Here is a 26,718-nt window from a genome sequence, read left to right on the forward strand (position 1 = left end):
CAAACTAAACAAGTATTACAAATGAAAAAAATTATCTTATTTTTTGTGTTTTTATTTACTGTATCAGTAATTTCTGCGCAAGAAACACCAGAACCAAACTACAGGCAAGCTGCTAAGTACTCGCCAAAAAATTTAGCAAAAATGGTTCATTCAACTAGTGTGAATCCACATTGGTTAAAAAAGGGAAACCGTTTTTGGTATGCCTATAAAACATCTGAAGGTTCAAATCACTACATTGTAGATATTGATAAAAAATCGAAAAAATTTTTATTTGATAATACTAAAATGGCAAAATGGTTAACGGAAATTACCAAAGATCCTTATGATGCAAAACATTTGCCACGTTTAGATATAAAATTTAATGAAGCAGAAAATGCAATTCGTTTTAGAGTTACGTCTACAGAAGAAGTTGAGGTAGAAGATGAAAAAGAAGATGAAAAAGAGGATAAAAAAGAGGTAGAGAAAGATTCTATATCTACTAAAAAGGCTAAAAAGAAAAAGCCGAAAATGGAAAAGAAAACCTACTATTTAGAATATAGATTAGGTGGAAATGTTTTAACGATCATCAATACAAAAAAAGAAGAAAAAGAACCATGGAAACGTTGGGCAAATGTAGCACCAGATAGTTCTATAGTTTTATATTCTAAGAATTTTAATTTGTATTGGATGGATAAAATCAACTTTAAAAAGTTTATTAAAGATGAAAAAGACAGTACAGTTGTAGAAAACCAATGGACTAAAGATGGTGAAGAAAATTATGGTTATGGAGGTAATTCTAGAGATGATAATGAAGATAAAGAAAAAAACAAGGACAAAAGAAGTGGTATTTGGGGAACTTGGTCTCACGATTCTAAAAAGTTTGTTTTTCAAAAATCGGATTCTAGACACATTAAAGATTTATGGGTAATTAATTCTACAGGTAAAAAAAGACCAACTTTAGAGACTTATAAATACCATATGCCAGGAGAAAAAGAATTTTACAAATCTGAATTAATGATTTTTGATATTCCAACAAAAAAGCATGTATTGGTTCCTTTAGATACCATGAAACAGCAAAGTATTTCTGTATATAGAGCACCAAGAAAAAAATCTAGTTATGATGATGATTTTACACCAACTTTACTTTTATCAAAAAAAGGAAAAGTATATTTCAGTACAATTTCTAGAGATCGTAAAAAGTTTGATGTACATGTTGCAGACATTAATACTGGTGAATATAAAACAATCATTGAAGAGCGTTTTAATACCTATATAGAATCTAGACCTTTAATTTTATTCAACAATGAAACAGAAATTTTGCATTGGGCAGAAAGAGATGGTTGGGCACATTTTTATTTATATGATGCAGATGGGAATTTGAAAAATCAAATTACAGAAGGCGATTATCATGTAAATGGTTTTGAAGGTTTGGATGAGAAAAATAGAACCTTATATTTTACTGCAAATGGAGTTGATAAAAACCAAGATCCATATTATTTACATACCTATAAAATAAATTTGAATGGATCTGGAATGCGTTCTTTAGATGCTGGCGATTTTACAGCAACTACAAATATGTCCGATTCTAATCAGTATTTTGTAAGTAATTATTCACGTGTAAATACCGTTCCAAAATCGGAAGTTAGAGACGTAAATGGACGAAAAGTTATGGATTTAGAAACTGCAGATTTATCGCAATTATTTGCTTCTGGTTACAAATTTCCAGAAACATTTAAAGTAAAAGCAGATGATGGAATTACAGATTTATATGGAGTAATGTACAAACCTTTTAATATGGATTCTACCAAAGTATATCCGCTTTTAGAATACGTATATCCAGGACCACAAACAGAAGCTGTAAACAAATCTTTTTCTTACAGAATGGATAGGTTAGATAGAATGGCGCAAGTTGGTTTTGTGGTAATTACTTTAGGAAATAGAGGAGGACATCCTGATAGATCTAAATGGTATCATAATTATGGATATGGAAATTTACGTGATTATGGTTTGGCTGATAAAAAGTATGTAGCACAACAATTGGCAAACAAACATAAATTTATCGATATTGAAAAAGTAGGAATTTACGGTCATTCTGGAGGAGGTTTTATGTCTACAGCAGCAATGTTAGTATATCCAGATTTCTTTAAAGCAGCAGTTTCATCCGCAGGAAATCACGATAATAATGTGTACAATTCTTGGTGGAGTGAAACACATCATGGAGTAAAAGAGGAAATTGATGAAAAAGGAAAAATTTCTCACAAATATAAAATTGATGACAACCAATCTTTAGCAAAAAACTTAAAAGGACATTTAATGTTGATTCATGGAGATATGGATAATAACGTGCATCCTGCAGGAACTATAAGAATGGCAAACGAATTAATTAAAGCGCACAAACGTTTTAAGTTTATGATAATGCCAGGACAAAGACATGGTTTTGGCAGCATGACTGAATATTCTTTCTGGTTAAGAGCAGATCATTTTAGTAAGTATTTGTTAGGCAAAGAAGCTACAGATGTAGATTTTATGTATATGAATTTAGATGAGCCACAGAATTAAAGAGAAAGCCCATCCTAACCTTCTCAAAGGGAAGGGATTTTTACTCTTTTGAAAATTAAGAAATATAGAATTTAATAAAACTCCGAATTAAAATTCGGAGTTTTTTGTTTTTAATCTTTTTGATATTCCAAAATATCTGAAGGTTGGCAATCTAGAGCTTCGCAAATTGCTTCCAAAGTAGAAAAACGAACTGCTTTTGCTTTACCAGATTTTAAGATGGATAAGTTTGCAGTAGTAATGCCAATAATTTCAGCCAATTCTTTACTTCGCATTTTGCGTTTGGCAAGCATTACATCAAGATTTACAATGATTGGCATATTATATTGTTAGATCGTTTTCTTCCTGTAGTTTTTGCCCTTTCTTAAAAATGTCGATATATGTATAAATTATAAGTGCTATACAAGAGTGAATAAAAAGATAAAAATATTCTTCTTCGAAACTAACATTTTCATTTTCTATCCAACCCATAATTATAATACCAGTGTTTAAAATTATGGGAATAAAATTTAGTCTAAAGAATATTTTAAGTTTATTTAAAGATTTTGTTATAAATAGCTCGTCTTCTATAAAAATCTTGAAAAATTCTTTTAATACATAAAAATATATTGAATAAAACAACAGCCAAAGCCACATAAAAATAATTGTATATGAAAACTGGTATTTAATAACTCCTTTTATAAATGGAATACTAATTTTGGCATCAAAACCATTTACGTCATTCTCTAAAATATCTACAAAAGGAGCGTCAAATAACCGATACTGTTCAATTAATGATAAAATTGAAAATAAAAATACAAACAAAAAGAAAGTACTAAATATGTAAAAGAAAGACTTTGCACAGATGTAAATAATTTTTTTCATAAAGTTTTATTTTTTCTAAATTTATTAAATAAACTTAAGAGCGTTACAGTAATTTTGCTTTTTCTATAATGAATTCAAGTTCTTTACCATTTCTCAATACCTTTATTTTTATTTTATCCGTTTCTAAATCGTTGAAAAGACCATTTTGCATAATTTTACACCATTGTTCTTGAGTTACGTTGGAATAGTTTCTGTTATTTATACTTAGTATTTGATCTCTATATTTTAAAAATTTTGAGGCATCAATATCATCATATATATAGTCAACCAAGAGTTTGTTTTTCTCAAATGTAGGGTTAAAACCAAAAGCGACTCCTTCATTTTGTTCTCTTTTACTTTGTTTAATTAGTTTAAGACTTTTTGTTGCCCAATTAAATATAACTCTATAATTTTTAAGAAATTCTAACCCTATATTATTGTCTAGATCCTTTACTATAACAATAGCATCGTTTATATCATAATCGCCTATTTTAAAACTCTCAATTCTAGCCAAATGTGATTTTCTCATTTTTGCACTTTTTCCAAAAGCTCCAAAACCAGAACCACCAGAACCTTTAATCGATTTGTTGATTTTTTTTGATTCTTGTTGTTCGTTAAAAACTGTATAGCTTAAATGAGTATTACCAGGATTCCCTAAATCTATTACATTATTTAATACTTTTTCCCCATTTACTTTTGTAGTAATTGATACTTGATACGCATCACCTACAAATATTTTTGATTCAGAATAATCAGATGGTATATTTAATGTTTCTTCGTTATCAGTAATGGTTATCATTTTGTTTTGAAAATCAAAATCCCAAACAGCATGCCTCATTAAGTTAGAACCTATTAGTCCATCAACTTCTAAACAAGCTAAATCTCCTTTTTTAAGATCTAATATAGAACCTATAGTTCCTTTAAAATTTATTCCACTAATTTCAATATCTTCTAATTTTACATACGCTAAATTCGCTGATTTATCATTAATATCAGCTATATCAGATGAACCAGCAGTAATAAGTTTCAATTTATCTGCTAATTCATTAGAAATAATATTAGTGGCTCCTGTATCTAAAATGAAATCATAAACTTCTCCTTTAATTGTTACTTTTAAAAGAATATGTCCTGTTTTAGTATATTCAAACGGAAATGTTACTTTGTAGTTTTTTTGAGTAACTTCTCCGACTTTAAGGATCTTTCTTACTTTTGCTCCTGCACAACTACTTAACATTATAGATAAGACTACTAAATATACTACGTTTTTAAATTTCATTATTTTTTCTTTAAATATTTTTACAAATGTATATTTAAATTATCGAAAAACAATAATAAAATATTTAAAAAGAGTAATATTTGATGTTTAAGACAAAAAACAAACTTTGGTTTCAGTAATTCTATAACAATTTTCAAAAATGATGTAAAATTAAAAGTTAGTGTAGAAACTATCTTTGTATAAAAATTATTATCATGAAAACGTTAAACACCATATTTACGATATTCGCCTTAGTTTTAGGAATTATAGGTTTCTTTTTTCTTGAAGGAATTGAAGCAAGAGTTATAAAAGTAGTTTCACTATTTTTTGTTTTATTTAGATTGTATTCTTATTTGCTATATGAATTTTATGCAGAAGACAGTATCTTTAATTTAGACTTGGATAGAAGAGTTGAAAAAAGTAAAATAAATACGAAATATTAAGCATAAAAAATCAGAAGCTATTAACCTCTGATTTTCTATATATTTTGTGTATTATAACTTAATCTCTAGACATGAAAATTTGCAAAACATACCAAAATAGTAACATTAAAGAAGCAAACAAACCTAAAGAAGCAGGAATGTAATCTTCTGTTCCGTATTTGTTTACTAAGTTAGAGGTTTGGTATAAAATTGAACCTCCAGCCAATAAGCACATTCCAACAGAAAACCATAGACCTAAATTAAAGCCAAACAGAGTACCAGCTACAATTAAACCCATTGCAATAAAGAAACCTATTGTTAGCCCAGTTTTTATAAAAGAAAAATCTTTTTTTGTGATAAAAACAACGCTCGAAATTCCTACAAATAAAGCTAAAGTTACAATTGCTGCTTGCTGAATTAAATCTACACTTTCAGTATAATAAATAGCAATTGCCAAAAGTGGAACGAATATTAGTGCCTGCGCAAAAACATATAAAGCATACGCCATATATTGTATATTTTTATCGGCAGTTTTTAAAACCGTACTTTCTGCGTAGCTTGTAATCAACATAAAACCACCTAACATAACAAGCCATCTCCAGCCTTCAGTCATCGATAACATAAATTCTACAATTGTATCACTTTGCAAAAGTAAATATTCAAAAAGTACAAATAATAAAACGCCACCAGCAACGTGAGCGTATGTCTTTTTATAAAATGCTACACGAACTTCGTCTGTAGATTCAATTAATAAGGTTTTGTTTTCAAAAGTGTTTTCCATAGTTTTTGAGCTGAGATTATTTCAGTTTTTTATTGTTGAAATATTAAATTTGATTAATTTTTATACTTTTTTAATCACATTTGTTACAATTCCCCAAATCATAAAATCGTTATCTTCTGTAATATTGATGATAGGGTAATTAGGATTTTCTGGCTGTAACCAAATTTCGTTATTTTGAACACGAAGTCTTTTTACAGTAAATTCTCCATCAATATAACAAACTGCAATCTTTTTATCTGTAGCCTCTAAACTTCTGTCAATTACTAGTAAATCGTCATGATTTAAACCAGCATTAATCATAGACTGTCCTTTAACTTTTGCGTAAAAAGTAGTGTCTTTATTTTTGATGAGTGCATCATCTAAAGAAATTTTTTCTCCTTCAATATCTTCTGTTACTGATGGAAAACCAGCAGAAATGCCACAATCTATCAAAGTTGCTAAGTTGTTAGAAGTAGCATCTGGGGTAAAAAAAGTAAGGTTTTCAGAAATTGTCATCATACCTGCAAATTAAAACTTTTCTTTTAATTTTCAAGAATTATTTTTGTAATTTATTTACAACTACATTATTATAAGTAAACTTAAGTTTTTGAATTACAATTTTTAATTCATCAATGTTTAAATGCCCAAATCCGAAACGAATGGCACAAGTATTTTTGTTTTGATAAAGTATGGTTTTAGGTAAAAATAGATTATTTTTTTCTGCCTCTTTAGCTAGTTTTGCTAAAGGAATTTTGGGTTCAAAAGTTAGCCAAATTGCCAAGCCACCTTCAGGTAATTTCCAAGTTGCAATTTTAGCAAAATGTTTCATTAAAAGTTGATGTAAACAATCTCTTCTATCTTTATAAACAACAATGTTTTTTTTCATTAATCTATAAATTTCTCCTTCATTTATCAATTCAGATAACATTTGTTGTTGAATTAGATCTCCTTGTTCATCTAACAAATACAAATAATTTTTTGCCTCTTGAATTAAATTTTCTGGTGCAATTACAAACCCAATTTGAAAACTCGGAAATAAAGATTGTCCTAATTTACCTAAGTAAATTACCATTCCATTTTCATCTGAATTTGCCAAAGGTAAAACTGGAGAACCTTCAAATTGAAAATCATAATCAAAATCATCTTCAATAATTGCAAAACCAAATTCTTTTGCTAAAATTAATAAAGCTTCTCTTCGTTTTTTACTTAAAGTAATTGTGGTTGGGTAATCTCTGTGAGCACAAACATAGACGCATCTAATACTATTTTTGATAAAGTTTTTTCTAATAAAATCTACATTTAAACCTTCTTCATCAACAGGTATCGTAATAAGTTGGGCACCTACTTGCTGAAAAATCATATTAGAAGCATAATTACTTAAATTACCAACTAAAACAACATCATTTTTTTGTATTAAAAGTTGAGAAACAATATATAAACTCATTTCTGTACTTCTTGTACTAATTAAATTTTTTGGACTTACATGCAAACCTCTTGTAGCATTTAAATAATTACACAATTGCGTTTGAAACATAGAAAGTGATGCTTCTTGTGGTCTGTTCCATTTTTGAATTAAAGTTTTACGTTTCATAGCTGCACTATACCATCTTGTAAATTGGCTTACAGGATGCAATCGTAAATCTGGTTTGCCATCATTTACAGAAAAAGTAGCATCTGTTAATTGTACAGTTGATGCTAAATGAAAAGATTTTTGAAATTCAAACCCTGTTGTGCTTGCATAACTATAAGGTTTATTATGTTTAATTGTTTTCTGTTTATGGATAGAATTTTTTTTTCTAACAGCAACAAAAGTTCCTTTATTTGGTTTTATTTCTACCCAACCTTGTGATGCCAATTCATCATAAATAGCAACAGCTGTATTTCTATGAATAGATAAGGTTTTTGCAACTGCTCTTGTGCCTGGTAATTTTGTTTTTTCTAAAATGATGTTTCTCTGAAACAGATTTACAAACTCTTTTGCAGCCTGAATGTAAATTGCTTGCGTTTTTGATGTATCAAAAATGATATTTTTCTGAATTAACACTAAAAGTGGACTATCTATCATTTAAAAACCGGACTATTTTATGCGCTTATAAAGTTACGACTTTTGCAACCTATTTAAATCACTATTTATGAAAATTAAATTCACATTATTTTTAGGAGTTTTAGTAAGCTCATCTTTATTAAATGCGCAATCAAACACTGTACAGAACGATACTTTAAAAGAAGTTATAATTACATCAACCAGAATAGATTTACCTTTTAAAGAAGATTCTAGAACCATAAACATTATAACTAGTAAAGACATTTCAAATAGTGCAGCCACAAATGTTGCAGATCTTTTACAATTAGTAGCTGGTGTAGATATTAGAAGAAGAGGAACAGCAGGTAGCCAAGCAGATTTATATATTAGAGGTGGTGGTTTTGATCAAACGTTGCTTTTAATTGATGGTATTAAAATGGATGATGCACAAACTGGGCATCATACAATGAATGCTGCTTTGCCAATTGAGGTTATAGAAAGAATTGAAATTATTAAAGGGCCAGCAGCAAGAGTTTTTGGACAAAATGCATTTACAGGTGCCATTAATATTGTAACCAAAAAGAATTTAGAAAATACAGTTTCAGCAAATGTGGAAACAGGATCTTTTGGGCAGTTAAATGGTTCTGTAACTGTGGGTAAAGAATTTAAAAATTCTTCTTTTATTGCACATGTAGGTGCTTTAACTTCTGATGGTTATAGAAATAATTCAGACTATAACAATTACAATTATTTTTTAAAAGGAGTTTTTAATAAAAACAAACAACCAATAGAATTAATTGCAACTTTTTTTGATAAGAAATTTGGAGCAGAAAACTTTTACACGACAAATCCTGATTGGAATGAGTATGAAGAAACTCAGAATAGTTTAGTAGGTATTTCAACTACATTTAACAATGGTAACTTTAAAATTAAACCAAGAGTTTATTGGAGAAGAGGTCAAGATATTTTTTTACTAAAAAGAGATGACCCTAGTTTTTTTAGAAACTTACATACAACGAATAAAATTGGTCTAGAAACAAACGTTTCTTATACTTCAAGTATAGGTGTTACAGGTTTTGGTATCGATGTTTCTCGTTTTTCTATTAGTAGTAATAATTTAGGAGATAGAAACAGAACTTTGGCAAACTTCTTCTTAGAGCACAGATTTAAAATTGGAGATAATGTAGATGTTACTCCAGGTGTTGCTGTAACTTATTTCTCAGATTTTGATTTTAATGCGTTTCCAGGTTTAGATTTAGGAATTCAAATTTCTGAAAATTTTAAAGCTTATGGTAATGTAGGGTATACTTACAGAGTGCCAACTTATACAGATTTGTATTATTCAGATCCTGCAACTTCTGGTAATCCAAATTTAGAGCCAGAAAGTGCATTTGCACAAGAAGTGGGTGTCAAATTTAATAGTTCAAACTTTTTTGCAACGTTTGCAATTTTTAATAGAGATTCAGATAATTTAATTGATTTTGTTAGGCCAGATACAGCAACAGGTATATTTACAGCAACAAATATTGCAGAATTAAACACTAAAGGTTTAGAGTTGGATGCTACATATCTTTTTAAATTAAATGATTTTAATCAGAGTTTTAAAATCGGGTATTCTTATTTAGATGATGATATTTTAGATCAAAATACAGATTTATCACGTTATTCTCTAAATACATTAAGACATCAATTTATAACACAATTTTCTAGTTCTTTCTTCAAAAATTTAAGACAGAATATTATGTACAAACATGCAGAAAGAACAACAGGTCAAAGCTATAATGTTTGGGATGCTTCAATTATTTTAGATGTAAAAAAAGTTAGTTTTACAATAACTGCAAACAATATTTTTGATGCTGAATATATAGAAAGTGGTTTTGTACCCATGCCTGGTAGCAACATTTTATTTGGATTACGTTATAATTTATAGAATTAAATCTATTCTTTGTTTTCAAACCATCAACTTTTGTTAAAGTTGATGGTTTACTTTTAACAAATATTTTCCTAACAATTCCTTAACTTTGCATTTCAATTTTTATGCAGCATGAGTTTAAATTTATCTCCAATTGATCGAGTAGAAACAATCACAAAAGAAGACTTTATAAAAAACTATTTTAAACCTCAAAAACCAGTGGTTATTGAGCGTTTTATAGAAGATTGGCCTGCATTTACAAAATGGAACTTAGCCTATATGAAAGAAGTTGCAGGAGATAAAACTGTGCCTTTGTACGATGATAGGCCTGTAGATTTTAAAGACGGTTTTAATGAGCCACATGCAAAAATGAAAATGGCAGATTATGTAGATTTATTAAAACGTGAACCTACAAAATTTAGAATTTTTTTGTGGAATGTTTTAAAAGAAGTGCCTGTTTTGCAGAAAGATTTTAAATATCCAGATTTTGGTTTAAGATTAATGAAAGGTTTGCCAATGCTATTTTTTGGTGGAACTGATTCCTATACATTTATGCATTATGATATTGATTTGGCGAATATTTTCCATTTTCATTTTGAAGGTAAAAAGGAAATTATTTTATTCGATCAACAGCAAAATAAGCATTTATATAAAGTTCCACATGCTTTAATTACAAGAGAAGATATTGATTTCTCGAATCCAGATTTTAAAAAGTGGCCAGCCTTAAAAAAAGCAAAAGGATATAAAACATCTTTAGAACATGGGCAAGTTTTGTATATGCCAGAAGGTTATTGGCATTATATGAAATATATTACTCCTGGCTTTTCTATGAGTTTAAGGGCAATTGCTAGAAATCCAAAAAATTTAGGGAAAGCCCTATATAACGTATTATTCATGAGGACTTATGATAATTTAATGAGAAGATTAAAAGGTCAAAAATGGATTGATTGGAAAAATGAACAAGCTATTATTAGAACAAAATAATATTTTAGATGATTTTTTATTTGTATTTAACTGATTTTTAGTATATTGCGCATACCAAACTAAAATTAGTTACTATGAAAGCTTGCCCAAAATGTAAATCTGTGTCTAGGCATAGATTAAGAAGAAAGGGCGTTGTTAAAATAATTCCAGGTTGTAGAACTTATAGTTGTGATAAATGCAACGCAGAATATACTTGGTTTTCATTTATTAATCGTTCTTTAAGAGTTTAACAAAAAAAACCTCGCTTTTGTGAGGTTTTTTTATTTCTTTTAAATTCAACTACTAAATTATTTATAATAGAATGTAAATTTAGAAAAGATATTAGGTAATTTAGTAAATCTTAAACATCTGATTTATAGGTGTATTGCAGGTGGAAATACGTCTCAATCGTGAAAGCTTGTCCTAAATGTAAATCTACTTCTAGATATAGAATGAAAAGAACAGGTATTAGTAAAATACTACCAGGTTGTTATTGTTACGCTTGCGATAAATGTAACACTAGATATACTTGGTTTTCATTTATTAATCGTTCTTTAAGAGTTTAACAAAAAAAAACCTCGCTTTTGCGAGGTTTTTTTTGCTTAGTTATATTTTTATCTATTTAAAAACAGCTCTATATAAATCATTTCCGTTTGCAAAAAGTAATAAGGTAATTAATAAAATAAACCCAACTATTTGAGCATATTCTAAAAATTTATCTCCAGGTTTTTTACCTGTAATCATTTCCCAAAGTGTAAAAACTACATGACCACCATCTAAAGCAGGAATTGGTAATAAATTCATAAACCCTAACATGATTGATAAAAATGCTGTAATATTCCAAAAAGCTTCCCAGCTCCAAGTGGAAGGGAAAATTTTACCAATTGAATAAAAGCCACCTAAACCTTTATAAGCACCTGTGCTTGGGTTAAATATTTTTTTCAATTGTTTTACATAATCAGTTAAGGTTTTCCAAGATTTGTTCCAACCAGCAGGAATTGCCTCTGTAAAACTATATTGATAATTTGCTAAATCATAATACCCTAATTTACCAATTTCACTTAATTTTAAATTTGCAGGGTTCACGCCAATTTTACCTTCGTCAGATATTTTTACAGGAATATCTAAAATTTCATTATCTCTTTTAACAGAAATGGTTATATTATTTCCTTTATTTTCAAGAAAAAGATCTTCAATTTCATCATAATAAATAGCTTTATTGCCATTAACTTTTACAATTAAATCTTTTACTTTAAGTTGAGAATCTATATTATGAGATTCTTTAGGAATGTTTCCAATCATAAAAGGATATCTGACAGAAACTATTGGGCCAGCATCATTTTTCTTTCTATCTATTAATTTAGAAATAAAGTCTATAGGTAGTTTTTTCTCTAAAATTTCACCATTTCTTTCGTAGGTAAATTTTTCTCCGTTGATAAATTCTAAAGTGATTTGACTAAATTTTCTAATTTTTTCGTCATCAACAGTTAAGATTTTATCTCCCGTTTTTAAACCTAAATCCATAGCTAAAGAATCTTGTACCCAAATACCATCTGTTAAGTTTTCATTTGGCAAATATTCTTCTCCATAAGACCACATTAACATAATGTAAATGAAAATTCCTAAAACAAAATTCACAAAAACACCACCTAACATTATTATTAAACGCTGCCAAGCTGGTTTAGATCGGAATTCCCATGGTTTTGGTGGTAAAGCCATTTGTTCTTTATCCATACTTTCATCAATCATACCTGCTATTTTTACATAGCCACCTAAAGGAATCCAACCAATTCCATATACGGTTTCTCCAATTTTTTTCTTAAAGATCGAAAATTTATAATCAAAGAATAAATAGAATTTTTCTACTTTGGTTTTAAACAGTTTTGCAGGGATAAAGTGCCCTAATTCGTGCAAAACAATTAGTAATGATAAACTTAAAATAAATTGTGATGCTTTTATTAATATTTCCATTCAACGTTAAATCTTAATTTTTAAAACGCACAAATGTACGTTTTTAAAGAGAGTATAAAAAGAACTATTAAAGGTTGATTTTTATTTTAACAAACATTTTAGATGTTTTTTAGTTTCTGCAATTTCTCTACCATTTTTATAAGCCGTAAATTTGCAGAAATATCTTTTTAATGGATTTAAAGTTTTTCAAAAAAAGTAAAACAACACTTATCTTCTTACTTGTTTTCTCGGCAATTTCTATTCCTGTTTTTTATCATTTGGTGAAGGTTGATAAAAGATTAAAAATTTACAATCCTAATGATGTGAATCCTCAGTTAGTAGATACTGATTTAAGACATGTTACTAAAAATCATACGATTAAAGATTTTGAGTTGATTAATCAAAATGGAGAAATTATTACCAATAAAAACTACGAAAATAAAATTTATGTAGCCGATTTCTTTTTTACACGATGCACAAATATTTGTATTGCAATGGCTTATAATATGAGCGAATTGCAGGAATTTTACAAAAACGATAAAGATATTATGTTTTTATCACATTCTGTAACACCAACAATAGATAGTGTTTCTGTGTTGAGAGAATATGCAGATAATAAAGGGGTTATTGATGCTAAATGGAATGTAACAACTGGAAATAAAAAACACATTTACGAACTAGCTAGAAAAAGTTATTTTGCTGTTGTTGAAGATGGTGATGGAGGTGAAGATGATTTTATACATACAGAGCAATTTATTTTGGTTGATAAAGAAAAACGCATTCGTGGTTATTATGATGGAACCGAAAAAGAAGACATGGAAAAGTTAAAAAAAGATGTGGCTTTGTTAAAAGAAGAATATACCAGAAAATAACTTGTTTAGAATCATTCTAAATGATTATCTTTGCTCTCCAAAATAAATTCTTTGAGCACAATAGCAACATTATACATTGGGGAAATAGGATATATTTCTGAAGAATCGTTAGATTTTATTCCTTTAAAATTATTGGAAATGGGTTGTTTGCCTGGAGCAGAAGTGCAGTTGGTACAAATTGCGCCTTTAAAAGATCCATTATATATCTGTGTAAATGGAAGTCATTTAGCCATCAGAAAAGAGACAGCTTCATTAATTAAAATTTTAAAAGCAAGTTTATAAATGGCTAAAAACGATATAAAAGTTGCTTTAATTGGAAACCCAAATACAGGTAAAACTTCATTATTCAATCAACTTACAGGTTTAAATCAAAAAGTAGGAAATTACCCAGGAATTACTGTTGATAAAAAATTAGGAGTTTGCAAATTGTCTGCAACTCAAAATGCAATTATTACAGATTTACCAGGAACTTATAGTATAAATCCTACTTCTATTGATGAGAGTATTGTTCTTAAAACCTTATTAAATAAAGATATTAAAGCATCACCAGATGTAATTTTGGTAGTTGCAGATGTAGAGAATTTAAAACGTAATTTGTTGTTATTCTCTCAAATTAAAGATTTAGAAATTCCAACAGTTTTGGCAATCAATATGGTTGATCAAATGGATAAAAAAGGAATTTCTATTGATTTATCACTCTTAAAAAAAGAATTAAATACAGAAGTTGTTTTAATTAGTGCAAGAAAAAACGAAGGTATAAATGATATTAAAGCTGCCATTATTCGTTGTCATGTAGCTGCAAAAGCATCACCTTTATGTGGTATAAACTCTAAGGTAGATCCTGATTATTTTAATAAGCTAAAAGAAATTAGCCCAAATTATTCGTTGTACGAATTGTGGTTAATGGTTACTCAAAATAATTTTCCAGAAACTATTACCAAAAAAGAAAAGCAAGATTTATTAGCTTTTAAGGAAGATATTTCTAAATTAAAAAAATATCAACATAAAGAAACTATTTATCGTTATCAAGAAATTAATAAAATTTTAAAGAAAACGTATATAATTGATAAAACAAAAGCCACAGATTTAAGAGGTAGATTAGACAAAGTTTTTACGCATAAAATTTTTGGATATTTATTCTTCTTTTTGATTTTGCTCGTAATTTTTCAATCAATTTTTGATATTGCATCAGTTCCTATGGACTTTATTGATGGTACTTTTGCACAATTATCAGATTTTGCAAAAAGCAATTTACCATCTGGCGTTTTTACAGATTTGTTAACAGAAGGTATTATTCCTGGAATTGGAGGAGTTGTTATTTTTATCCCACAAATTGCCATTTTATTTCTATTTATTGCTGTTTTAGAAGAAACAGGTTATATGAGTCGTGTTGTTTTTTTAATGGATAAAATTATGAGGCGTTTTGGAATGAATGGTAAAAGTATTATTCCATTAATTTCTGGAACAGCCTGTGCAATTCCTGCAATTATGGCAACAAGAACTATATCAAGTTGGAAAGAGCGTTTAATAACAATTTTAGTAACTCCATTTACAACATGTTCTGCACGTTTACCAGTGTATGCTATATTAATTGCTTTGGTAATTCCTGATAAAAAAATATTAGGATTTTTAAACTTACAAGGTTTAGTGTTGTTATTATTATATGCTTTAGGTTTTGTGAGCGCAATTTTAGCGGCTTATATTTTACATAAAACTTTAAAAATAAAATCGAGATCTTTATTTGTAATTGAAATGCCAAATTATAAATTACCATCTTTCAAAAATGTGTTTTATGAAGTGGTAGAAAAAACGAAGGCATTTGTTTTTGGAGCAGGTAAAATTATTTTAGCACTTTCTATTGTTTTATGGTTTTTAGCTTCTAATGGAGGAGATAGCTATAAAAATGCAGCACAAAATGTGACAGAAAATGTCGCGAATCAAAATTTAAATGATGAGGAATTACAGCAAAGAATAGCATCAGCAAAATTAGAGAATTCTTATATAGGAATTATGGGAAAATCTATTGAACCAGCTATAAAACCATTAGGGTATGACTGGAAAATAGGGATTGCTTTAATAACCTCTTTTGCAGCTCGTGAAGTTTTTGTAGGTACGTTAGCAACCATTTATAGTGTAGAAGCAGATGATGAAAACACAACTACAATTAAACAAAAAATGGCAGCAGAAGTAAATGAAACAGGAGGTAAGTTATTTAATTTTCCTGTTGGTATGTCTTTAATGGTTTTTTATGCATTTGCAATGCAATGTATGGCTACTCTAGCCATTGTAAAACGTGAAACAAAATCATGGAAATGGCCTTTAATTCAATTGTTTGGAATGGGCTTATTGGCGTATGTTGCATCCTTTTTAACCTATCAAATTTTAAGCTAATGCAAGAAGTTATTGTATATATAATCCTTTTTTTAGCAATTGCTTTTTTAGTGAAGAAATACTTTTTCCCAACTAAGAAAAAGAGTAAATGTGGCACAGATTGTGGTTGTCATTAAAATCTTAACAGAAGATTATGAATCTTGAAATTAAGGTTTTATAACTTTGATTTCGATAATAAAAACCAATAAATATAAATATTTTAGATATGAAAAAATCTATATTCATGATTGCAATATTTGCAATTACAATGTTTTCATCCACAGAAATGTTGGCTCAAAACTTTCCAAAAATTGATGTAAGTCCTATGGATGCTGCATCTTTTCCTGAAAATTGGAGAGACTCTAATAAACTTGTAAAAGTTATATATAGCAGACCTCAATTAAAAGGAAGAACATTAGATAAATTAGCGCCAAAAGATAAAGTTTGGAGAACTGGAGCAAATGAAGCTGCTGAAATTACATTTTATAAAGATGTAACTTTTGGTGACAAAGCTGTAAAAGCAGGAACGTACACCTTATTTACAATTCCTACAGATTCAGATTGGACGTTTATTCTGAGCAATCAAAAAAATGTCTGGGGTTCTTATTTTTATGATAAAGCAGAAGATGTTGTAAGAGTTACTGGAAAAGTTACAAAATCTAAAGATTCAATTGAAGCATTTTCTATTGTTTTTGAAGGTGAAGAAGAAAGTGCAACTATGCATTTAGGTTGGGGAAGCACAATAGTTTCAGTACCTGTAAAAGGGTAATAAAGCATACTTTACAAAACTAAAAAAGCTTCATAAATTTTTATTTATGAAGCTTTTTTTTATGAATATTATTTATAATCTAAACCTATTGTTTTTGTTGCCATTTCCAAGCAGAACGTAAGGCTTCTTCTAAGCTAATTTCTGTTTTCCAGTTTAGTTCTTTATTTGCGTGTGTTGTATCTGCATAGCAAGTCATCACATCACCTTGTCTTCTGTCAACAATTTTATAATTTAGTTTTAAATTATTTACTTTTTCAAACGCTTTTATTACTTCTAGAACAGACGTTCCTTTTCCTGTTCCAATATTAAAGAACTCAAAAGCATTTTTATTATTCTTGTTGATAAGCCTTTTTAAAGCTGCAATATGAGCTTTTGCTAAATCTACAACATGAATATAATCACGAATTGCAGTTCCATCTTCTGTTGGGTAATCATCTCCAAAAACAGATAGTTCTTTTCTAATTCCTGCAGCAGTTTGTGTAACAAAAGGAATTAAGTTAGCGGGAACGCCTAAAGGTAATTCTCCAATTTTTGCAGTTGGATGAGCACCAATTGGATTAAAATAACGCAAAGCTATTGCATTAATTCCATAAGCATTACTAGAATCTTTAATGATTTCTTCGCCAATTTTTTTAGTATTTCCATACACAGATTCTGCCTTTTTTACAGGAGCATTTTCTGTAATTGGTGATGAATCTGGTTCTCCATAAACAGTTGCAGAAGAAGAAAATATAAAATTATCTAATTTACGATCTCTAACTTCTTGTAAAATATAAATTAGTGAACTCAAATTATTTTCGTAATAATCTAAAGGTTTTGCAATACTTTCTCCAACTGCTTTAAACGCAGCAAAATGAATGATTCCATCAATTTTATGAGCATCAAAAACGGCTTTTATTTCGCTTTTTACACGAACATCAGCTTTATGAAAAATTGGTTTTATACCTGTAATTTCTGTAATGCTGTCTAAAACAGAGATTGTTGTGTTTGATAAGTCATCAATAATTACGACTTCAAAACCTTCGTTTTGTAATTCAACTACTGTGTGAGAACCTATAAAACCAAGGCCTCCTGTTACTAAAATTTTTTTCATTATTGGTTGATTTCTGGTGTTATTTATTAAAAAAATCGATGATTGTTTTTGTGATAAATTGTAATTGATCTTCCTCTAGTTCTGTGTGCATAGGTAAAGAAATTACTGTTTTTATCAACTCATTGGTCACTGGGAAATCGCTTTCATTGTATCTTTCATCTTTGTAAGCTTTTTGTGAATGCAAAGCTACAGGATAATAAATAGCATTTGGTATTTCTTTCGTTAACAAATGTTTATGCAATTCATCTCTTTGACCATTGGTAATTTGCAATGTATATTGATGAAAAACGTGGCAATCACAAACATCACAAATTTGATTGCAATTAGCTGTTTTGTTCGATTTTGTTGTTGGAGTAATTATATTCGGGTTGTTTGCAAACGCATTGTTGTAAAAACGAGCTGCATTTCTTCTTGAATTACAATATGCATCTAAATTGGGTAATTTAGCTTTTAAAACTCCAGCTTGTATAGCATCTAATCTAGAATTTACACCCACAACATCATGATAATAACGTTCGTACATTCCATGATTTACAATACCTCTTAAAGTATGTGCAAGTGTATCATCATTGGTAAAAATAGCTCCTCCATCTCCATAGCAACCTAAGTTTTTAGAAGGGAAAAAAGAAGTTGTTCCTACATTTCCAATAGTTCCAGCTTTTTTTTGTGTACCATCTTTAAAAGTATAATTAGCACCAATTGCTTGTGCATTATCTTCAATTACAAACAAATTGTGTTGTTTTGCAATTTCCATTACAGCATCCATATTGGCAACTTGTCCAAATAAATGAACGGGTACAATTGCTTTCGTTTTTGGAGTTATTGCTTTTTTAAGCGCTTCAATATCGATGTTAAAAGTATCAGCTTCAACATCAACCAAAACAGGTGTTAATTTTAACAATGCTATAACTTCTACAGTTGCTGCAAATGTAAAATCGGCGGTAATTACTTCATCTCCTTGTTCTAAGCCTAAACCCATCATTGCAATTTGCAAAGCATCAGTTCCATTTGCACAAGGAATTACGTGTTTTACTCCTAAATAATCTTCTAAATCTTTTTGAAATTCATGCACCAAAGGTCCATTTATATAAGAGGAGGTATTTAATACTTCTTGAATTGAAGCATCTACTGTTTCTTTTATTTGTTGATATTGACTTTGTAAGTCAACCATTTGTATTTTTTTCATAAATGATGAAATTGTTAAACATCAAAAATACAACATAAATATTTTATCTTTGGGCTCATCAAAAATTTTCAAATGAAATTTATCAAAAAAACTTTAAAAATTTTAGTTTTAATAATTGTTCTTGTAGTTGTTGGAGTTTGGTTGTATTCCTTGACATATCATCCTAAATATGATGGAGAATTAGAAATCAAAAATTTATCTGAAGAGGTAACTGTTTATTTTGATGAAATTGGGGTTCCTCACATCAATGCACAAAACCAAAAAGACGCTTATGTAGCTTTGGGATATGTGCATGCACAAGACAGGTTATGGCAAATGGAATTGATTAGAAGAATTGCTTCTGGAAGATTGTCTGAAATGTTTGGAAAAGATTTGTTGAAAACCGATGTGTTTTTTGCGGGTTTAGGGATTGAAGAAGCTGCTGAAAAAACCATTGCAAATTTGGATACAAATTCTGAAGCTTATCTATTAACGCAATCTTATTTAGATGGAATTAATCAATATATAAATGATGGAAAAACGCCTTTAGAATTTACACTTTTAGGGTTAGAAAAAGAAAATTATACCATAAAAGATGTCTATAATGTGTTTGGTTATATGGCTTTTAGCTTTGCTGTTGCTCATAAAACAGATCCTTTATTAACTGAAATTAAAGAAAAATTAGGTGATGCTTATTTTAATGAGTTAATGACTACAGATTTAGGGGATTTAACAATCAACAAATACGAAACTAAAGAGATTAAAGGACAAATGTCTGCTGCTGTTAGTAAGTTGATGGATAAATTACCAGTTTCTACATTTATAGGAAGTAACTCTTGGGTATTAGCGCCTGAAAAAACAAAAAAGGGAAAAGTAATTTTTGCAAACGATCCTCATATTGGTTTTTCGCAACCTTCTGTTTGGTATCAAAATCATATAAAAACACCCGATTTTGAAATTTATGGATTCAATATTGCTTTGATGCCTTTTCCGTTATTAGGGCATAATACTGAATATGCGTATGGTTTAACAATGTTAGCAAATGATGATTTAAATTTTTATATCGAAGAAAATAATCCTGAAAATTCCAATCAATATAAAACTGTAGAAGGTTTTAAAGATTATACATTTATTGATAAAACCATCAGCATAAAAGATGAAAAAGATACAACCTTCCAAGTAAAAGTTTCAAAACATGGACCTATTATGAATGGCATTATTTCTCATTTAGAAGATGACAGACCAATTGCCATGAATTGGATGTATACACAACTTAAAAACGAGCAATTAGATGTTTCTTTTGAAATGTCTCACGCAAAATCTTTAACTAATTTTAAAAATGCTGTTGCTAAAATTCACGCTCCAGGTTTAAATGTAATGTATGGAGATGCAAAAGGGAATGTTGCTTGGTTTGCTTCTGCAAAATTGTATCAATTAAGAGATAGTCTGTCTTCTAAAATATATTTAGATGGAGCTTCTGGCGAAGATGAAATTACAGAATATGTACCTTTTGATGAAAACCCACAAGCGATAAATCCTGCTTGGAATTATGTGTATTCTGCCAATAACCAACCAGATTCTGTGAGAGGAAAATTGTACCCTGGTTATTATCAGCCACAAGATAGAGCAAAAAGGATTACCCAATTATTAGATGCAAAAAACGATTTTACAAAAGAGGATGTAGCAAAAATGATGTTTGATGTAAAATCGTCTACAGTTTCAGAAATTGCTGCTGATTTAATAAAAAATATCGATCAAACTAATTTGAGTGCCTCTGAGAAAAAAGCAATTTCTATTTTGGAAAGTTGGGATGGAAATTATTTAAAAACCTCTGTTGCTGCAACAATCTACAATCGTTTTTTATATGAAGTTTTAGCAAATACGTATAAGGATGAGTTAGGAGATAGTTTTGAGTTGTTCATCAATTCTCAATTGCAAGATCAAGCTTTGCCGATTCAAATTAATAGAGCAAATTCTATTTGGTGGGATGATATTAAAACACCAAATAAAACAGAAAACAGACAAGAAATTATAACAAATTCTTTTAAAAGCAGTTTTGAGTTTTTAGAAAATCAATTAGGTAAAAATGTGGATGATTGGTTCTGGAAAAGAGTAATTTCTGTAGAGCATGAACATGCCATTGGAAAAGCTGGAGGCTTGTTAAGAACGTTTTTTAATGTAGGGCCTTTTGAAACTGTTGGTGGAAATGAAGTAATTAACAATCAAATTTTTAAATTAGATAGTACAGGCATTTATAAGATAACAGCTGGGCCATCTACAAGAAGAGTCATTGATTTTTCTGATATAGAAAACAGTTTAGCAATTTTACCTACAGGACAATCAGGAAATGTTTTTAGTGATCATTATAAAGATCAAGCTCAAAAATTTGTGGATGGTGAATTTGTAGACATGAAACTAAATGAAGTGCAAATAAAAAGAAGCGAGAATGTGTTGATTTTGAAGCCTAAGAAGTAATTTAATCTTTTGGCATTTTTATAACTGGCAAATCAGGTTTAACAAAAATACTATTATCTAATTTTTTTCTTTCCACAGAAATTAATTCAATTGAACTTTTAAAATCCTTAACATCAGAAATTTGAATAATTGAAAGAGCTCCACCAGTCTTTTCGTTAAAAAAATCCCATAATCCCATTTTATGATTTTCGTAAGCTGTTGGAGAGTTTTTTAAATCTTTATTAAAATAATATTGATGAAAACCTTTATTGGTTTTTACCTCAAGTAATTCACACTTATAGCCAAGTATAACTTTGTCAGTTTTTTTAAATTCGTAAGAGACTACCTTTTCTTCGCTTTCATCAGTTAACGAATACATTAATGAATTTATACCGTTCATTTTGGTAAACAAAGTGTCTTTACCTTCGTGATAAGTAGCCATTTTTAATATACCATTCATTTCTGATTTATATTTTTTTCCTTTAAGATAATATGTTTGTAAATTACCTACATAGATGTCAGTTTCTTCATCAGTCATTTGTCCTGTTTTATCTTGTATTTTTATTTTAAATTTTAAAATACCTTCAAAGTTTTCTTGAGAATACGTTGATAATTGCAAACAAAAGATCAATAGAATTATAAATTTTTTCATGTTTTTTTTTGTAAATATATTAAATTAAACCTCTTTATAAACTTCCTCAAAAGGAATTCTAAAACGTTCCCCATAAACACCTTCTGGTTTTCTGATTCCACAAGAAACAATCATGTTTATTTCTGCACCAAAAGCTAATCAAAATCAAGATTTTTAACTTGTTCAAGTGTATAAACCTTATAAACTATATCTAACCTAGCTGCATTTTCTTCAATAGTAGTTGAAAACCCAATAGATTTTCTTAATTGATTTATATTCTCAGGATTTTTGATTGGCCAAATAAACCATTTATATTCTTGTTTGCCAGTTACTTTGTTTGTTATCATTCTAGTGGTACCCTGTGTTCCATAAATTTGTTCCTTATTATCAAACATTAGCTGCCTATCTTTCATCATTGCTACTAAAGTCATAGGTAGCTCGTTTTCTTTTCCTGCCTTTTCTATTATAGGTAAGTATTTGTTTATTTTGTCTGAATGTTGAATAACATACCAAGCAGCTTTGTTTGTTGGTTCACCAACTAAACTTTTTCCTGGGTATCCATGTTTTTTTATTATCTCCTCAATGATAATTAAATTTAAACTATCGTGTTTGTTTATAATGGGCCAACTATTTCTTTTAAACTCATCTAAAGTATATCCTTGTTTATTTAGAAAAGTTATATCATCTTCAGTTGATCTATCTAATAAACTTCTAAAAGTTTGATCTACCTTATAAATACTGTCTAATTCTGTTTTTAGAGCTTTTTTATCAACTTTAGTTTGGCAATAAGAGAAACTACTAACAACAAAAAATAGGAATAAAATTTTTTTCAAAATGATTTTTTTTATAAAGATATTAAATTAAATCTCTTTATAAACTTCCTAAAAAGGAATTTTAAAACGCTCTCTATAGCTATCTTCTGATTTTCTGAAATAACTTCATAAAGTTATAGTATGCTAGAGAACTATTTAAGCAATTTCAGACATGCAAATATTCCTCTAAAGATAGTATTTAGTTACAAGCGTTCCAAATTACATCATCTGGAGTTGGAGCAATTAGAGAAATATTTTCTTTGGATACAGGATGAATAAACTCAATTTTTCGAGCATGTAAACTGATGCTACCATCTTTGTTACTTCTGTCAAAACCATATTTTAAATCACCTTTTATAGGAGAACCAATATATGAAAGTTGCGTTCTTATTTGGTGGTGTCTACCCGTTTCTAGATCAATTTCTAGTAAAGAATAATTGTCTAGTTTTTTAATTATTTTGTAGTGTAAAGTCGCTTTTTTGCTGCCTTCAATTTCTTTTTTGTACACAAAAGATTTGTTCTTTTTAGTGTCTTTTTTTAAAAAATCAATTAAAGTATCACTTTCTTTTTTAGGTTTATTTTTTACAAGCGCCCAATATGTTTTGTTGATGGTTTTATCACGCAACATTTTATTTAAACGCTCTAAAGCTTTGCTGGTTCTTGCAAAAATTACAATGCCAGATGTTGGTCTATCCAACCTATGTACTGTGCCAATAAAAACATTGCCAGGTTTGTTGTATTTGTCTTTTACGTATTCTTTTACAACATCACTTAAAGGTTTATCCCCAGTTTTATCGCCTTGTGTAATATCTCCAGCACGTTTATTGATGATAATAATATGATTATCTTCATAAAGTACTTGTAAATTTTCTTTGGTAGAGTGCATTTTCGATTATTTAAAATCTTTGGCAACATCTGCGTTTACGCCATCAATAAAATCTAAAAATTCTTTTCTACCTAAACCTGTTTGAGAAGAAGTCAAAAAATTCATTGGTAGAGTTTCCCAATGTTGTAGTAATTTCTTTTTGTAAGATGTTATTTGTTTGTTCAGTTTAGAACTTCCTAATTTATCTGCCTTTGTAAAAACAATGCAAAAAGGAATTTGATTTTCACCCAAAAACTGCATAAAATCTAAATCTATTTTTTGAGGATCGTGTCTAGAATCAATTAAAACAAACGTACAAACCAGTTGTTCTCTTTCTTTAAAATAATTTTCTATAAAATACTGAAAAATTACACGTTTCTTTTTAGAAACTGATGCGTAACCATAACCAGGTAAATCAACCAAAAACCATTCATCATTTATTTTAAAATGATTTATTAATTGCGTTTTACCAGGTTTCCCAGAAATTTTAGCCAAATCTTTACGCTCCATTAACATGTTAATCAATGAAGATTTCCCAACATTAGATCGCCCAATAAAAGCATATTCAGGAATTCTATCTTTGGGAGCATTTATAACATTGCTGTTACTCATTACAAATTCAGCAGACTTAATTTTCACAACAAAAAAGTTTTATATATTTCTAGATTTTAACCAATCATGTAGAATTTGATTGAATTCTTCTGGTCTTTCCATCATTGCAGCATGTCCACATTTATCAATCCAAAATAAATCTGAATTTGGTAATAATTTATGGAAATCTATCGCTACTTCTGGAGGTGTAACTCCATCTTGTTTTCCCCAAATTAAACACGTTGGTTGTGTCATTTCAGGCAAATCATTTTTCATATTATGACGAATTGCACTTTTAGCAATAGATAAGGTTTTTAAAGCCTTCATTCTATCATTTACAGTAGCATACACATCATCTACTAATTCTTTTGTAGCAATTTTTGGATCATAAAAAACTTCTTTAGTTTTGTTTTCTATGTATTCGTAATTTCCTCTTTTTGGAAAACTATCTCCCATTGCTTTTTCATACAAACCAGAACTTCCTGTAAGTACAATCGTATTTACTTTTTCAGGATAATGTTTGGTAAAATATAAAGCAATATGGCCACCTAACGAATTTCCTAAAAGAATAGCGCTATCAATTTTTTTAAACTCTAAAAAGTTTTTTAAATAGCTTGCTAAATTCTTAACATTTGTTTTTATAAGTGGCAGCGAATATAAAGGTAATTCAGGAATTAAAACCTTATAGCCATTGTTAGAAAAATGAGTAAAAGTTGCTCCAAAATTACTTAAAGCGCCCATTAATCCATGTAAAACAATGATTGCAGGTCCTTCTCCAGCTTCTGCATAAGTAAAATCACCTTCGGTTTTTAATTGGTCAGTCATTGATTTTTTTTGATTGCTATCAATCGCAAATGTAATTCTTTTTTATTAGATGGAAATCGATTTCAGCAATCCTTAAACACAGTTGTTAACAAGAAGTTTTCTCATATAGAGTAGGGTTATTGCGTGTTTTTATTAACAATGTGGTAAAAAGTGGTAAAAAGTGGTAAAATTTATATATTTTTGATGTTAATTAATTCTGAAGTGTGATAAACCTAATTGGAACATATGAATGTAAGGCAGATGCTAAAGGCAGAGTGATGGTTTCATCAGCTTTGAAAAAGCAAATGCAACCAATTTTACAAGAAGGTTTTGTGTTAAAAAGAGCAGTTTTTGAAAAGTGCTTAGAGTTATATCCTATGAAAGAGTGGAATATAATGATGGAAAGGATTAATAAGTTGAACAAATTTAAGAAAAAGAACAACGATTTTATAAGAAGGTTTACGGCTGGTGTAAAGTTGGTAGAGTTAGACGCAACTGGTAGAATTCAAATACCAAAAGATTTGTGCGATTTTGCTGGAATTCAAAAACAAGTAGTCATGTCGTCATCTGCTAATATTATTGAAATTTGGGATAAAGACAAGTACGAAAAAGCCATTGACGATGCTGCAGATGATTTTGCAGATTTGGCTGAAGAAGTAATGGGAAATACAGAATTCGATGAGTTATCATAATGCAGTTTTATTAAAAGAAAGCGTGGATGCACTTGCTATCAAAGAAGATGGTGTGTATGTTGATGTAACTTTTGGTGGTGGAGGACATTCCAAAGAAATTTTGAAAAGATTAGGTAAAAACGGAAAGTTATTCGCTTTTGATCAAGATCCTGATGCTTTGGCAAATGTAATTGATGATGAACGTTTTGTGTTAATTCCAGAGAATTTTAGATACATCTCAAGGTTTTTAAGATTTCATAGGATAAAAAAAGTCGATGGAATTTTAGCAGATTTAGGAGTTTCTTCTCATCAATTTGATGAAGCAGAAAGGGGGTTTTCAACTCGTTTTGAGGGCGATTTAGATATGAGAATGAATCAACGATCTAAAATATCAGCAAAAGAAGTTGTGAATACTTATTCAGAAGAAAAATTAGCTGACATATTATTTATGTATGGAGAAATTAGAAACTCTAAAAATGTTGCTAAAACAATTGTTGAAGAAAGAGAAAAGCAAAAAATTGAAACAAGTTTTCAATTAAAGACAATTTTAAAAAAGTATTTGCCAAATGCTTTAGAACATAAAATTTTAGCGCAAATTTTTCAGGCGATAAGAATTGAGGTAAATGAAGAATTAGAGGTTTTAAAAGAATTTTTATTACAAACACCTAATTTATTAAAAGAGGATGGTAGGTTAAGTGTTATTTCTTATCACTCTTTAGAAGATCGATTGGTAAAAAGATTTATTCATACAGGTTTGTTTAAAGGTGAGCCAGAAAAAGATGCTTTTGGTAGATCTAATGAGCCTTTAAAAAGAGTTGGGAAATTAATAATTCCAACTCCAGAAGAAATTAAAATTAACAATAGAGCAAGAAGTGCAAAGTTGAGAATTGCAACACTAAAAGTTTAAGGTTCAATATTTAAAATTTTGAATTCTAAACTTTAAACATTGAATTGAAAA

The 26,718-nt window shown here is 29.1% G+C and carries 26 protein-coding genes and 1 pseudogene; 12 read left to right on the forward strand and 15 right to left on the reverse strand.

Going from position 1 to position 26,718, the window contains the following annotated elements:
- The first annotated feature begins 21 nt into the window (after positions 1–21).
- The gene (locus LPB03_RS14470) at positions 22–2,538 is read left to right on the forward strand and encodes a S9 family peptidase (RefSeq protein ID WP_065320407.1); all 2,517 of its coding nucleotides are present in this window, start codon (positions 22–24) and stop codon (positions 2,536–2,538) included.
- Between the two features lie 110 nt (positions 2,539–2,648).
- Here LPB03_RS14470 and LPB03_RS14475 read toward each other — a convergent pair whose 3' ends face one another.
- From LPB03_RS14475 to LPB03_RS14485, 3 genes are read right to left on the reverse strand one after another with little or no spacing between them, the layout of a single operon-like run.
- Complete coding sequence (locus tag LPB03_RS14475; protein WP_065320406.1) at positions 2,649–2,855, reverse strand: helix-turn-helix domain-containing protein; 207 nt, start codon at positions 2,853–2,855, stop codon at positions 2,649–2,651.
- A gap of 1 nt (position 2,856) precedes the next feature.
- The gene (locus LPB03_RS14480) at positions 2,857–3,399 is read right to left on the reverse strand and encodes a DUF2975 domain-containing protein (RefSeq protein ID WP_083187339.1); all 543 of its coding nucleotides are present in this window, start codon (positions 3,397–3,399) and stop codon (positions 2,857–2,859) included.
- A 43-nt stretch (positions 3,400–3,442) separates the two neighbouring features.
- A complete protein-coding gene (locus LPB03_RS14485; RefSeq protein WP_065320404.1) occupies positions 3,443–4,654 on the reverse strand; it encodes a retropepsin-like aspartic protease in 1,212 nt (403 codons plus the stop codon).
- A 194-nt stretch (positions 4,655–4,848) separates the two neighbouring features.
- On the opposite strand from LPB03_RS14485, the gene LPB03_RS14490 reads away from it, so the two are divergent.
- Complete coding sequence (locus LPB03_RS14490) at positions 4,849–5,076, forward strand: hypothetical protein (RefSeq protein ID WP_065320403.1); 228 nt, start codon at positions 4,849–4,851, stop codon at positions 5,074–5,076.
- Between the two features lie 58 nt (positions 5,077–5,134).
- Here LPB03_RS14490 and LPB03_RS14495 read toward each other — a convergent pair whose 3' ends face one another.
- Genes LPB03_RS14495 through LPB03_RS14505 form a run of 3 tightly spaced genes read right to left on the reverse strand, consistent with a single transcriptional unit; the run spans position 5,135 to position 7,880 of the window.
- Positions 5,135–5,836, reverse strand: a complete 702-nt coding sequence (locus LPB03_RS14495) for a Bax inhibitor-1/YccA family protein (protein WP_065320402.1) — start codon at positions 5,834–5,836, stop codon at positions 5,135–5,137.
- A 60-nt stretch (positions 5,837–5,896) separates the two neighbouring features.
- Positions 5,897–6,331: a LexA family protein gene (locus LPB03_RS14500; protein WP_065320401.1), complete on the reverse strand. Its 435-nt coding sequence runs from the start codon at positions 6,329–6,331 to the stop codon at positions 5,897–5,899.
- Between the two features lie 40 nt (positions 6,332–6,371).
- Positions 6,372–7,880, reverse strand: a complete 1,509-nt coding sequence (locus LPB03_RS14505) for an aminotransferase-like domain-containing protein (protein ID WP_065320400.1) — start codon at positions 7,878–7,880, stop codon at positions 6,372–6,374.
- 67 nt (positions 7,881–7,947) lie between these two features.
- On the opposite strand from LPB03_RS14505, the gene LPB03_RS14510 reads away from it, so the two are divergent.
- Positions 7,948–9,768 (forward strand): TonB-dependent receptor plug domain-containing protein, encoded by a 1,821-nt coding sequence (locus LPB03_RS14510; RefSeq protein ID WP_065320399.1) that lies wholly within the window; start codon positions 7,948–7,950, stop codon positions 9,766–9,768.
- 114 nt (positions 9,769–9,882) lie between these two features.
- Positions 9,883–10,734 (forward strand): cupin-like domain-containing protein, encoded by an 852-nt coding sequence (locus LPB03_RS14515; RefSeq protein WP_065320398.1) that lies wholly within the window; start codon positions 9,883–9,885, stop codon positions 10,732–10,734.
- Positions 10,735–11,331: 597 nt separating this feature from the next.
- Here LPB03_RS14515 and rseP read toward each other — a convergent pair.
- The gene (gene rseP / locus LPB03_RS14520) at positions 11,332–12,684 is read right to left on the reverse strand and encodes an RIP metalloprotease RseP (RefSeq protein ID WP_065320397.1); all 1,353 of its coding nucleotides are present in this window, start codon (positions 12,682–12,684) and stop codon (positions 11,332–11,334) included.
- Positions 12,685–12,854: 170 nt separating this feature from the next.
- On the opposite strand from rseP, the gene LPB03_RS14525 reads away from it, so the two are divergent.
- The 5 genes from LPB03_RS14525 (at position 12,855) to LPB03_RS14540 (ending at position 16,674) form a co-directional block, all read left to right on the forward strand.
- Complete coding sequence (locus tag LPB03_RS14525; protein ID WP_065320396.1) at positions 12,855–13,535, forward strand: SCO family protein; 681 nt, start codon at positions 12,855–12,857, stop codon at positions 13,533–13,535.
- A gap of 51 nt (positions 13,536–13,586) precedes the next feature.
- Positions 13,587–13,817: a FeoA family protein gene (locus tag LPB03_RS14530; RefSeq protein ID WP_026775469.1), complete on the forward strand. Its 231-nt coding sequence runs from the start codon at positions 13,587–13,589 to the stop codon at positions 13,815–13,817.
- Positions 13,818–15,926, forward strand: coding sequence for a ferrous iron transport protein B (gene feoB / locus LPB03_RS14535; protein WP_065320395.1), 2,109 nt, complete (start codon positions 13,818–13,820; stop codon positions 15,924–15,926).
- Entirely contained in the window at positions 15,926–16,042 is a 117-nt protein-coding gene (locus tag LPB03_RS16680; RefSeq protein WP_139059005.1) for a FeoB-associated Cys-rich membrane protein, read from the forward strand. The genes feoB and LPB03_RS16680 overlap by 1 nt, the downstream gene beginning before the upstream one ends.
- A gap of 89 nt (positions 16,043–16,131) precedes the next feature.
- Positions 16,132–16,674 carry a DUF2911 domain-containing protein gene (locus LPB03_RS14540; protein WP_065320394.1) on the forward strand — a complete coding sequence of 181 codons (543 nt, stop codon included), beginning with the start codon at positions 16,132–16,134 and terminating at the stop codon, positions 16,672–16,674.
- A gap of 85 nt (positions 16,675–16,759) precedes the next feature.
- On the opposite strand, the gene galE is transcribed toward LPB03_RS14540, so the two are convergent.
- Positions 16,760–17,767 carry a UDP-glucose 4-epimerase GalE gene (gene galE / locus LPB03_RS14545; RefSeq protein ID WP_065320393.1) on the reverse strand — a complete coding sequence of 336 codons (1,008 nt, stop codon included), beginning with the start codon at positions 17,765–17,767 and terminating at the stop codon, positions 16,760–16,762.
- Between the two features lie 19 nt (positions 17,768–17,786).
- Positions 17,787–18,953 (reverse strand): DegT/DnrJ/EryC1/StrS family aminotransferase, encoded by a 1,167-nt coding sequence (locus tag LPB03_RS14550; RefSeq protein ID WP_065320392.1) that lies wholly within the window; start codon positions 18,951–18,953, stop codon positions 17,787–17,789.
- A 72-nt stretch (positions 18,954–19,025) separates the two neighbouring features.
- Here LPB03_RS14550 and LPB03_RS14555 point away from each other — a divergent pair, with 72 nt between their 5' ends.
- Positions 19,026–21,407 (forward strand): penicillin acylase family protein, encoded by a 2,382-nt coding sequence (locus tag LPB03_RS14555; protein ID WP_065320391.1) that lies wholly within the window; start codon positions 19,026–19,028, stop codon positions 21,405–21,407.
- A gap of 1 nt (position 21,408) precedes the next feature.
- Here LPB03_RS14555 and LPB03_RS14560 read toward each other — a convergent pair whose 3' ends face one another.
- From LPB03_RS14560 to LPB03_RS14580, 6 genes and pseudogenes are all read right to left on the reverse strand, one after another.
- Entirely contained in the window at positions 21,409–22,038 is a 630-nt protein-coding gene (locus tag LPB03_RS14560; protein ID WP_139059004.1) for a hypothetical protein, read from the reverse strand.
- Positions 22,039–22,062: 24 nt separating this feature from the next.
- Positions 22,063–22,176, reverse strand: a pseudogene (locus tag LPB03_RS17005) (nitroreductase family protein); the annotation flags it as partial.
- Positions 22,173–22,850, reverse strand: a complete 678-nt coding sequence (locus LPB03_RS14565) for a DUF6624 domain-containing protein (RefSeq protein WP_065320389.1) — start codon at positions 22,848–22,850, stop codon at positions 22,173–22,175. The pseudogene LPB03_RS17005 and the gene LPB03_RS14565, both read right to left, overlap by 4 nt.
- 178 nt (positions 22,851–23,028) lie before the next feature.
- Positions 23,029–23,715, reverse strand: coding sequence for an RluA family pseudouridine synthase (locus LPB03_RS14570; protein WP_065320388.1), 687 nt, complete (start codon positions 23,713–23,715; stop codon positions 23,029–23,031).
- Positions 23,716–23,721: 6 nt separating this feature from the next.
- Complete coding sequence (yihA, locus tag LPB03_RS14575) at positions 23,722–24,333, reverse strand: ribosome biogenesis GTP-binding protein YihA/YsxC (RefSeq protein WP_065320387.1); 612 nt, start codon at positions 24,331–24,333, stop codon at positions 23,722–23,724.
- A 12-nt stretch (positions 24,334–24,345) separates the two neighbouring features.
- Positions 24,346–25,110 carry an alpha/beta fold hydrolase gene (locus LPB03_RS14580; protein WP_065320386.1) on the reverse strand — a complete coding sequence of 255 codons (765 nt, stop codon included), beginning with the start codon at positions 25,108–25,110 and terminating at the stop codon, positions 24,346–24,348.
- Positions 25,111–25,313: 203 nt separating this feature from the next.
- Between LPB03_RS14580 and mraZ the strand changes: the two genes are divergently transcribed.
- On the forward strand, positions 25,314–25,781 hold the full coding sequence (gene mraZ / locus LPB03_RS14585) for a division/cell wall cluster transcriptional repressor MraZ (RefSeq protein WP_065320385.1): 468 nt from the start codon (positions 25,314–25,316) through the stop codon (positions 25,779–25,781).
- On the forward strand, positions 25,768–26,667 hold the full coding sequence (gene rsmH, locus LPB03_RS14590) for a 16S rRNA (cytosine(1402)-N(4))-methyltransferase RsmH (RefSeq protein ID WP_065320384.1): 900 nt from the start codon (positions 25,768–25,770) through the stop codon (positions 26,665–26,667). Before mraZ ends, rsmH begins: the two co-directional genes overlap by 14 nt.
- Positions 26,668–26,718: the final 51 nt, after the last annotated feature.

Origin of the sequence: Polaribacter vadi (assembly GCF_001761365.1) — a bacterium.
GTDB classification, from domain to species: Bacteria; Bacteroidota; Bacteroidia; order Flavobacteriales; family Flavobacteriaceae; genus Polaribacter; species Polaribacter vadi.

Excerpts from the sequence above, each read along its gene's own strand:
- LPB03_RS14470 (WP_065320407.1), top strand. The coding sequence starts at position 22 with ATGAAAAAAATTATCTTATTTTTTGTGTTTTTATTTACTGTATCAGTA.
- LPB03_RS14475 (WP_065320406.1), bottom strand. The coding sequence starts at position 2,855 with ATGCCAATCATTGTAAATCTTGATGTAATGCTTGCCAAACGCAAAATG.
- LPB03_RS14480 (WP_083187339.1), bottom strand. The coding sequence starts at position 3,399 with ATGAAAAAAATTATTTACATCTGTGCAAAGTCTTTCTTTTACATATTT.
- LPB03_RS14485 (WP_065320404.1), bottom strand. The coding sequence starts at position 4,654 with ATGAAATTTAAAAACGTAGTATATTTAGTAGTCTTATCTATAATGTTA.
- LPB03_RS14490 (WP_065320403.1), top strand. The coding sequence starts at position 4,849 with ATGAAAACGTTAAACACCATATTTACGATATTCGCCTTAGTTTTAGGA.
- LPB03_RS14495 (WP_065320402.1), bottom strand. The coding sequence starts at position 5,836 with ATGGAAAACACTTTTGAAAACAAAACCTTATTAATTGAATCTACAGAC.
- LPB03_RS14500 (WP_065320401.1), bottom strand. The coding sequence starts at position 6,331 with ATGACAATTTCTGAAAACCTTACTTTTTTTACCCCAGATGCTACTTCT.
- LPB03_RS14505 (WP_065320400.1), bottom strand. The coding sequence starts at position 7,880 with ATGATAGATAGTCCACTTTTAGTGTTAATTCAGAAAAATATCATTTTT.
- LPB03_RS14510 (WP_065320399.1), top strand. The coding sequence starts at position 7,948 with ATGAAAATTAAATTCACATTATTTTTAGGAGTTTTAGTAAGCTCATCT.
- LPB03_RS14515 (WP_065320398.1), top strand. The coding sequence starts at position 9,883 with ATGAGTTTAAATTTATCTCCAATTGATCGAGTAGAAACAATCACAAAA.
- rseP (WP_065320397.1), bottom strand. The coding sequence starts at position 12,684 with ATGGAAATATTAATAAAAGCATCACAATTTATTTTAAGTTTATCATTA.
- LPB03_RS14525 (WP_065320396.1), top strand. The coding sequence starts at position 12,855 with ATGGATTTAAAGTTTTTCAAAAAAAGTAAAACAACACTTATCTTCTTA.
- feoB (WP_065320395.1), top strand. The coding sequence starts at position 13,818 with ATGGCTAAAAACGATATAAAAGTTGCTTTAATTGGAAACCCAAATACA.
- LPB03_RS16680 (WP_139059005.1), top strand. The coding sequence starts at position 15,926 with ATGCAAGAAGTTATTGTATATATAATCCTTTTTTTAGCAATTGCTTTT.
- LPB03_RS14540 (WP_065320394.1), top strand. The coding sequence starts at position 16,132 with ATGAAAAAATCTATATTCATGATTGCAATATTTGCAATTACAATGTTT.
- galE (WP_065320393.1), bottom strand. The coding sequence starts at position 17,767 with ATGAAAAAAATTTTAGTAACAGGAGGCCTTGGTTTTATAGGTTCTCAC.
- LPB03_RS14550 (WP_065320392.1), bottom strand. The coding sequence starts at position 18,953 with ATGAAAAAAATACAAATGGTTGACTTACAAAGTCAATATCAACAAATA.
- LPB03_RS14555 (WP_065320391.1), top strand. The coding sequence starts at position 19,026 with ATGAAATTTATCAAAAAAACTTTAAAAATTTTAGTTTTAATAATTGTT.
- LPB03_RS14560 (WP_139059004.1), bottom strand. The coding sequence starts at position 22,038 with ATGAAAAAATTTATAATTCTATTGATCTTTTGTTTGCAATTATCAACG.
- LPB03_RS14570 (WP_065320388.1), bottom strand. The coding sequence starts at position 23,715 with ATGCACTCTACCAAAGAAAATTTACAAGTACTTTATGAAGATAATCAT.
- LPB03_RS14580 (WP_065320386.1), bottom strand. The coding sequence starts at position 25,110 with ATGACTGACCAATTAAAAACCGAAGGTGATTTTACTTATGCAGAAGCT.
- rsmH (WP_065320384.1), top strand. The coding sequence starts at position 25,768 with ATGAGTTATCATAATGCAGTTTTATTAAAAGAAAGCGTGGATGCACTT.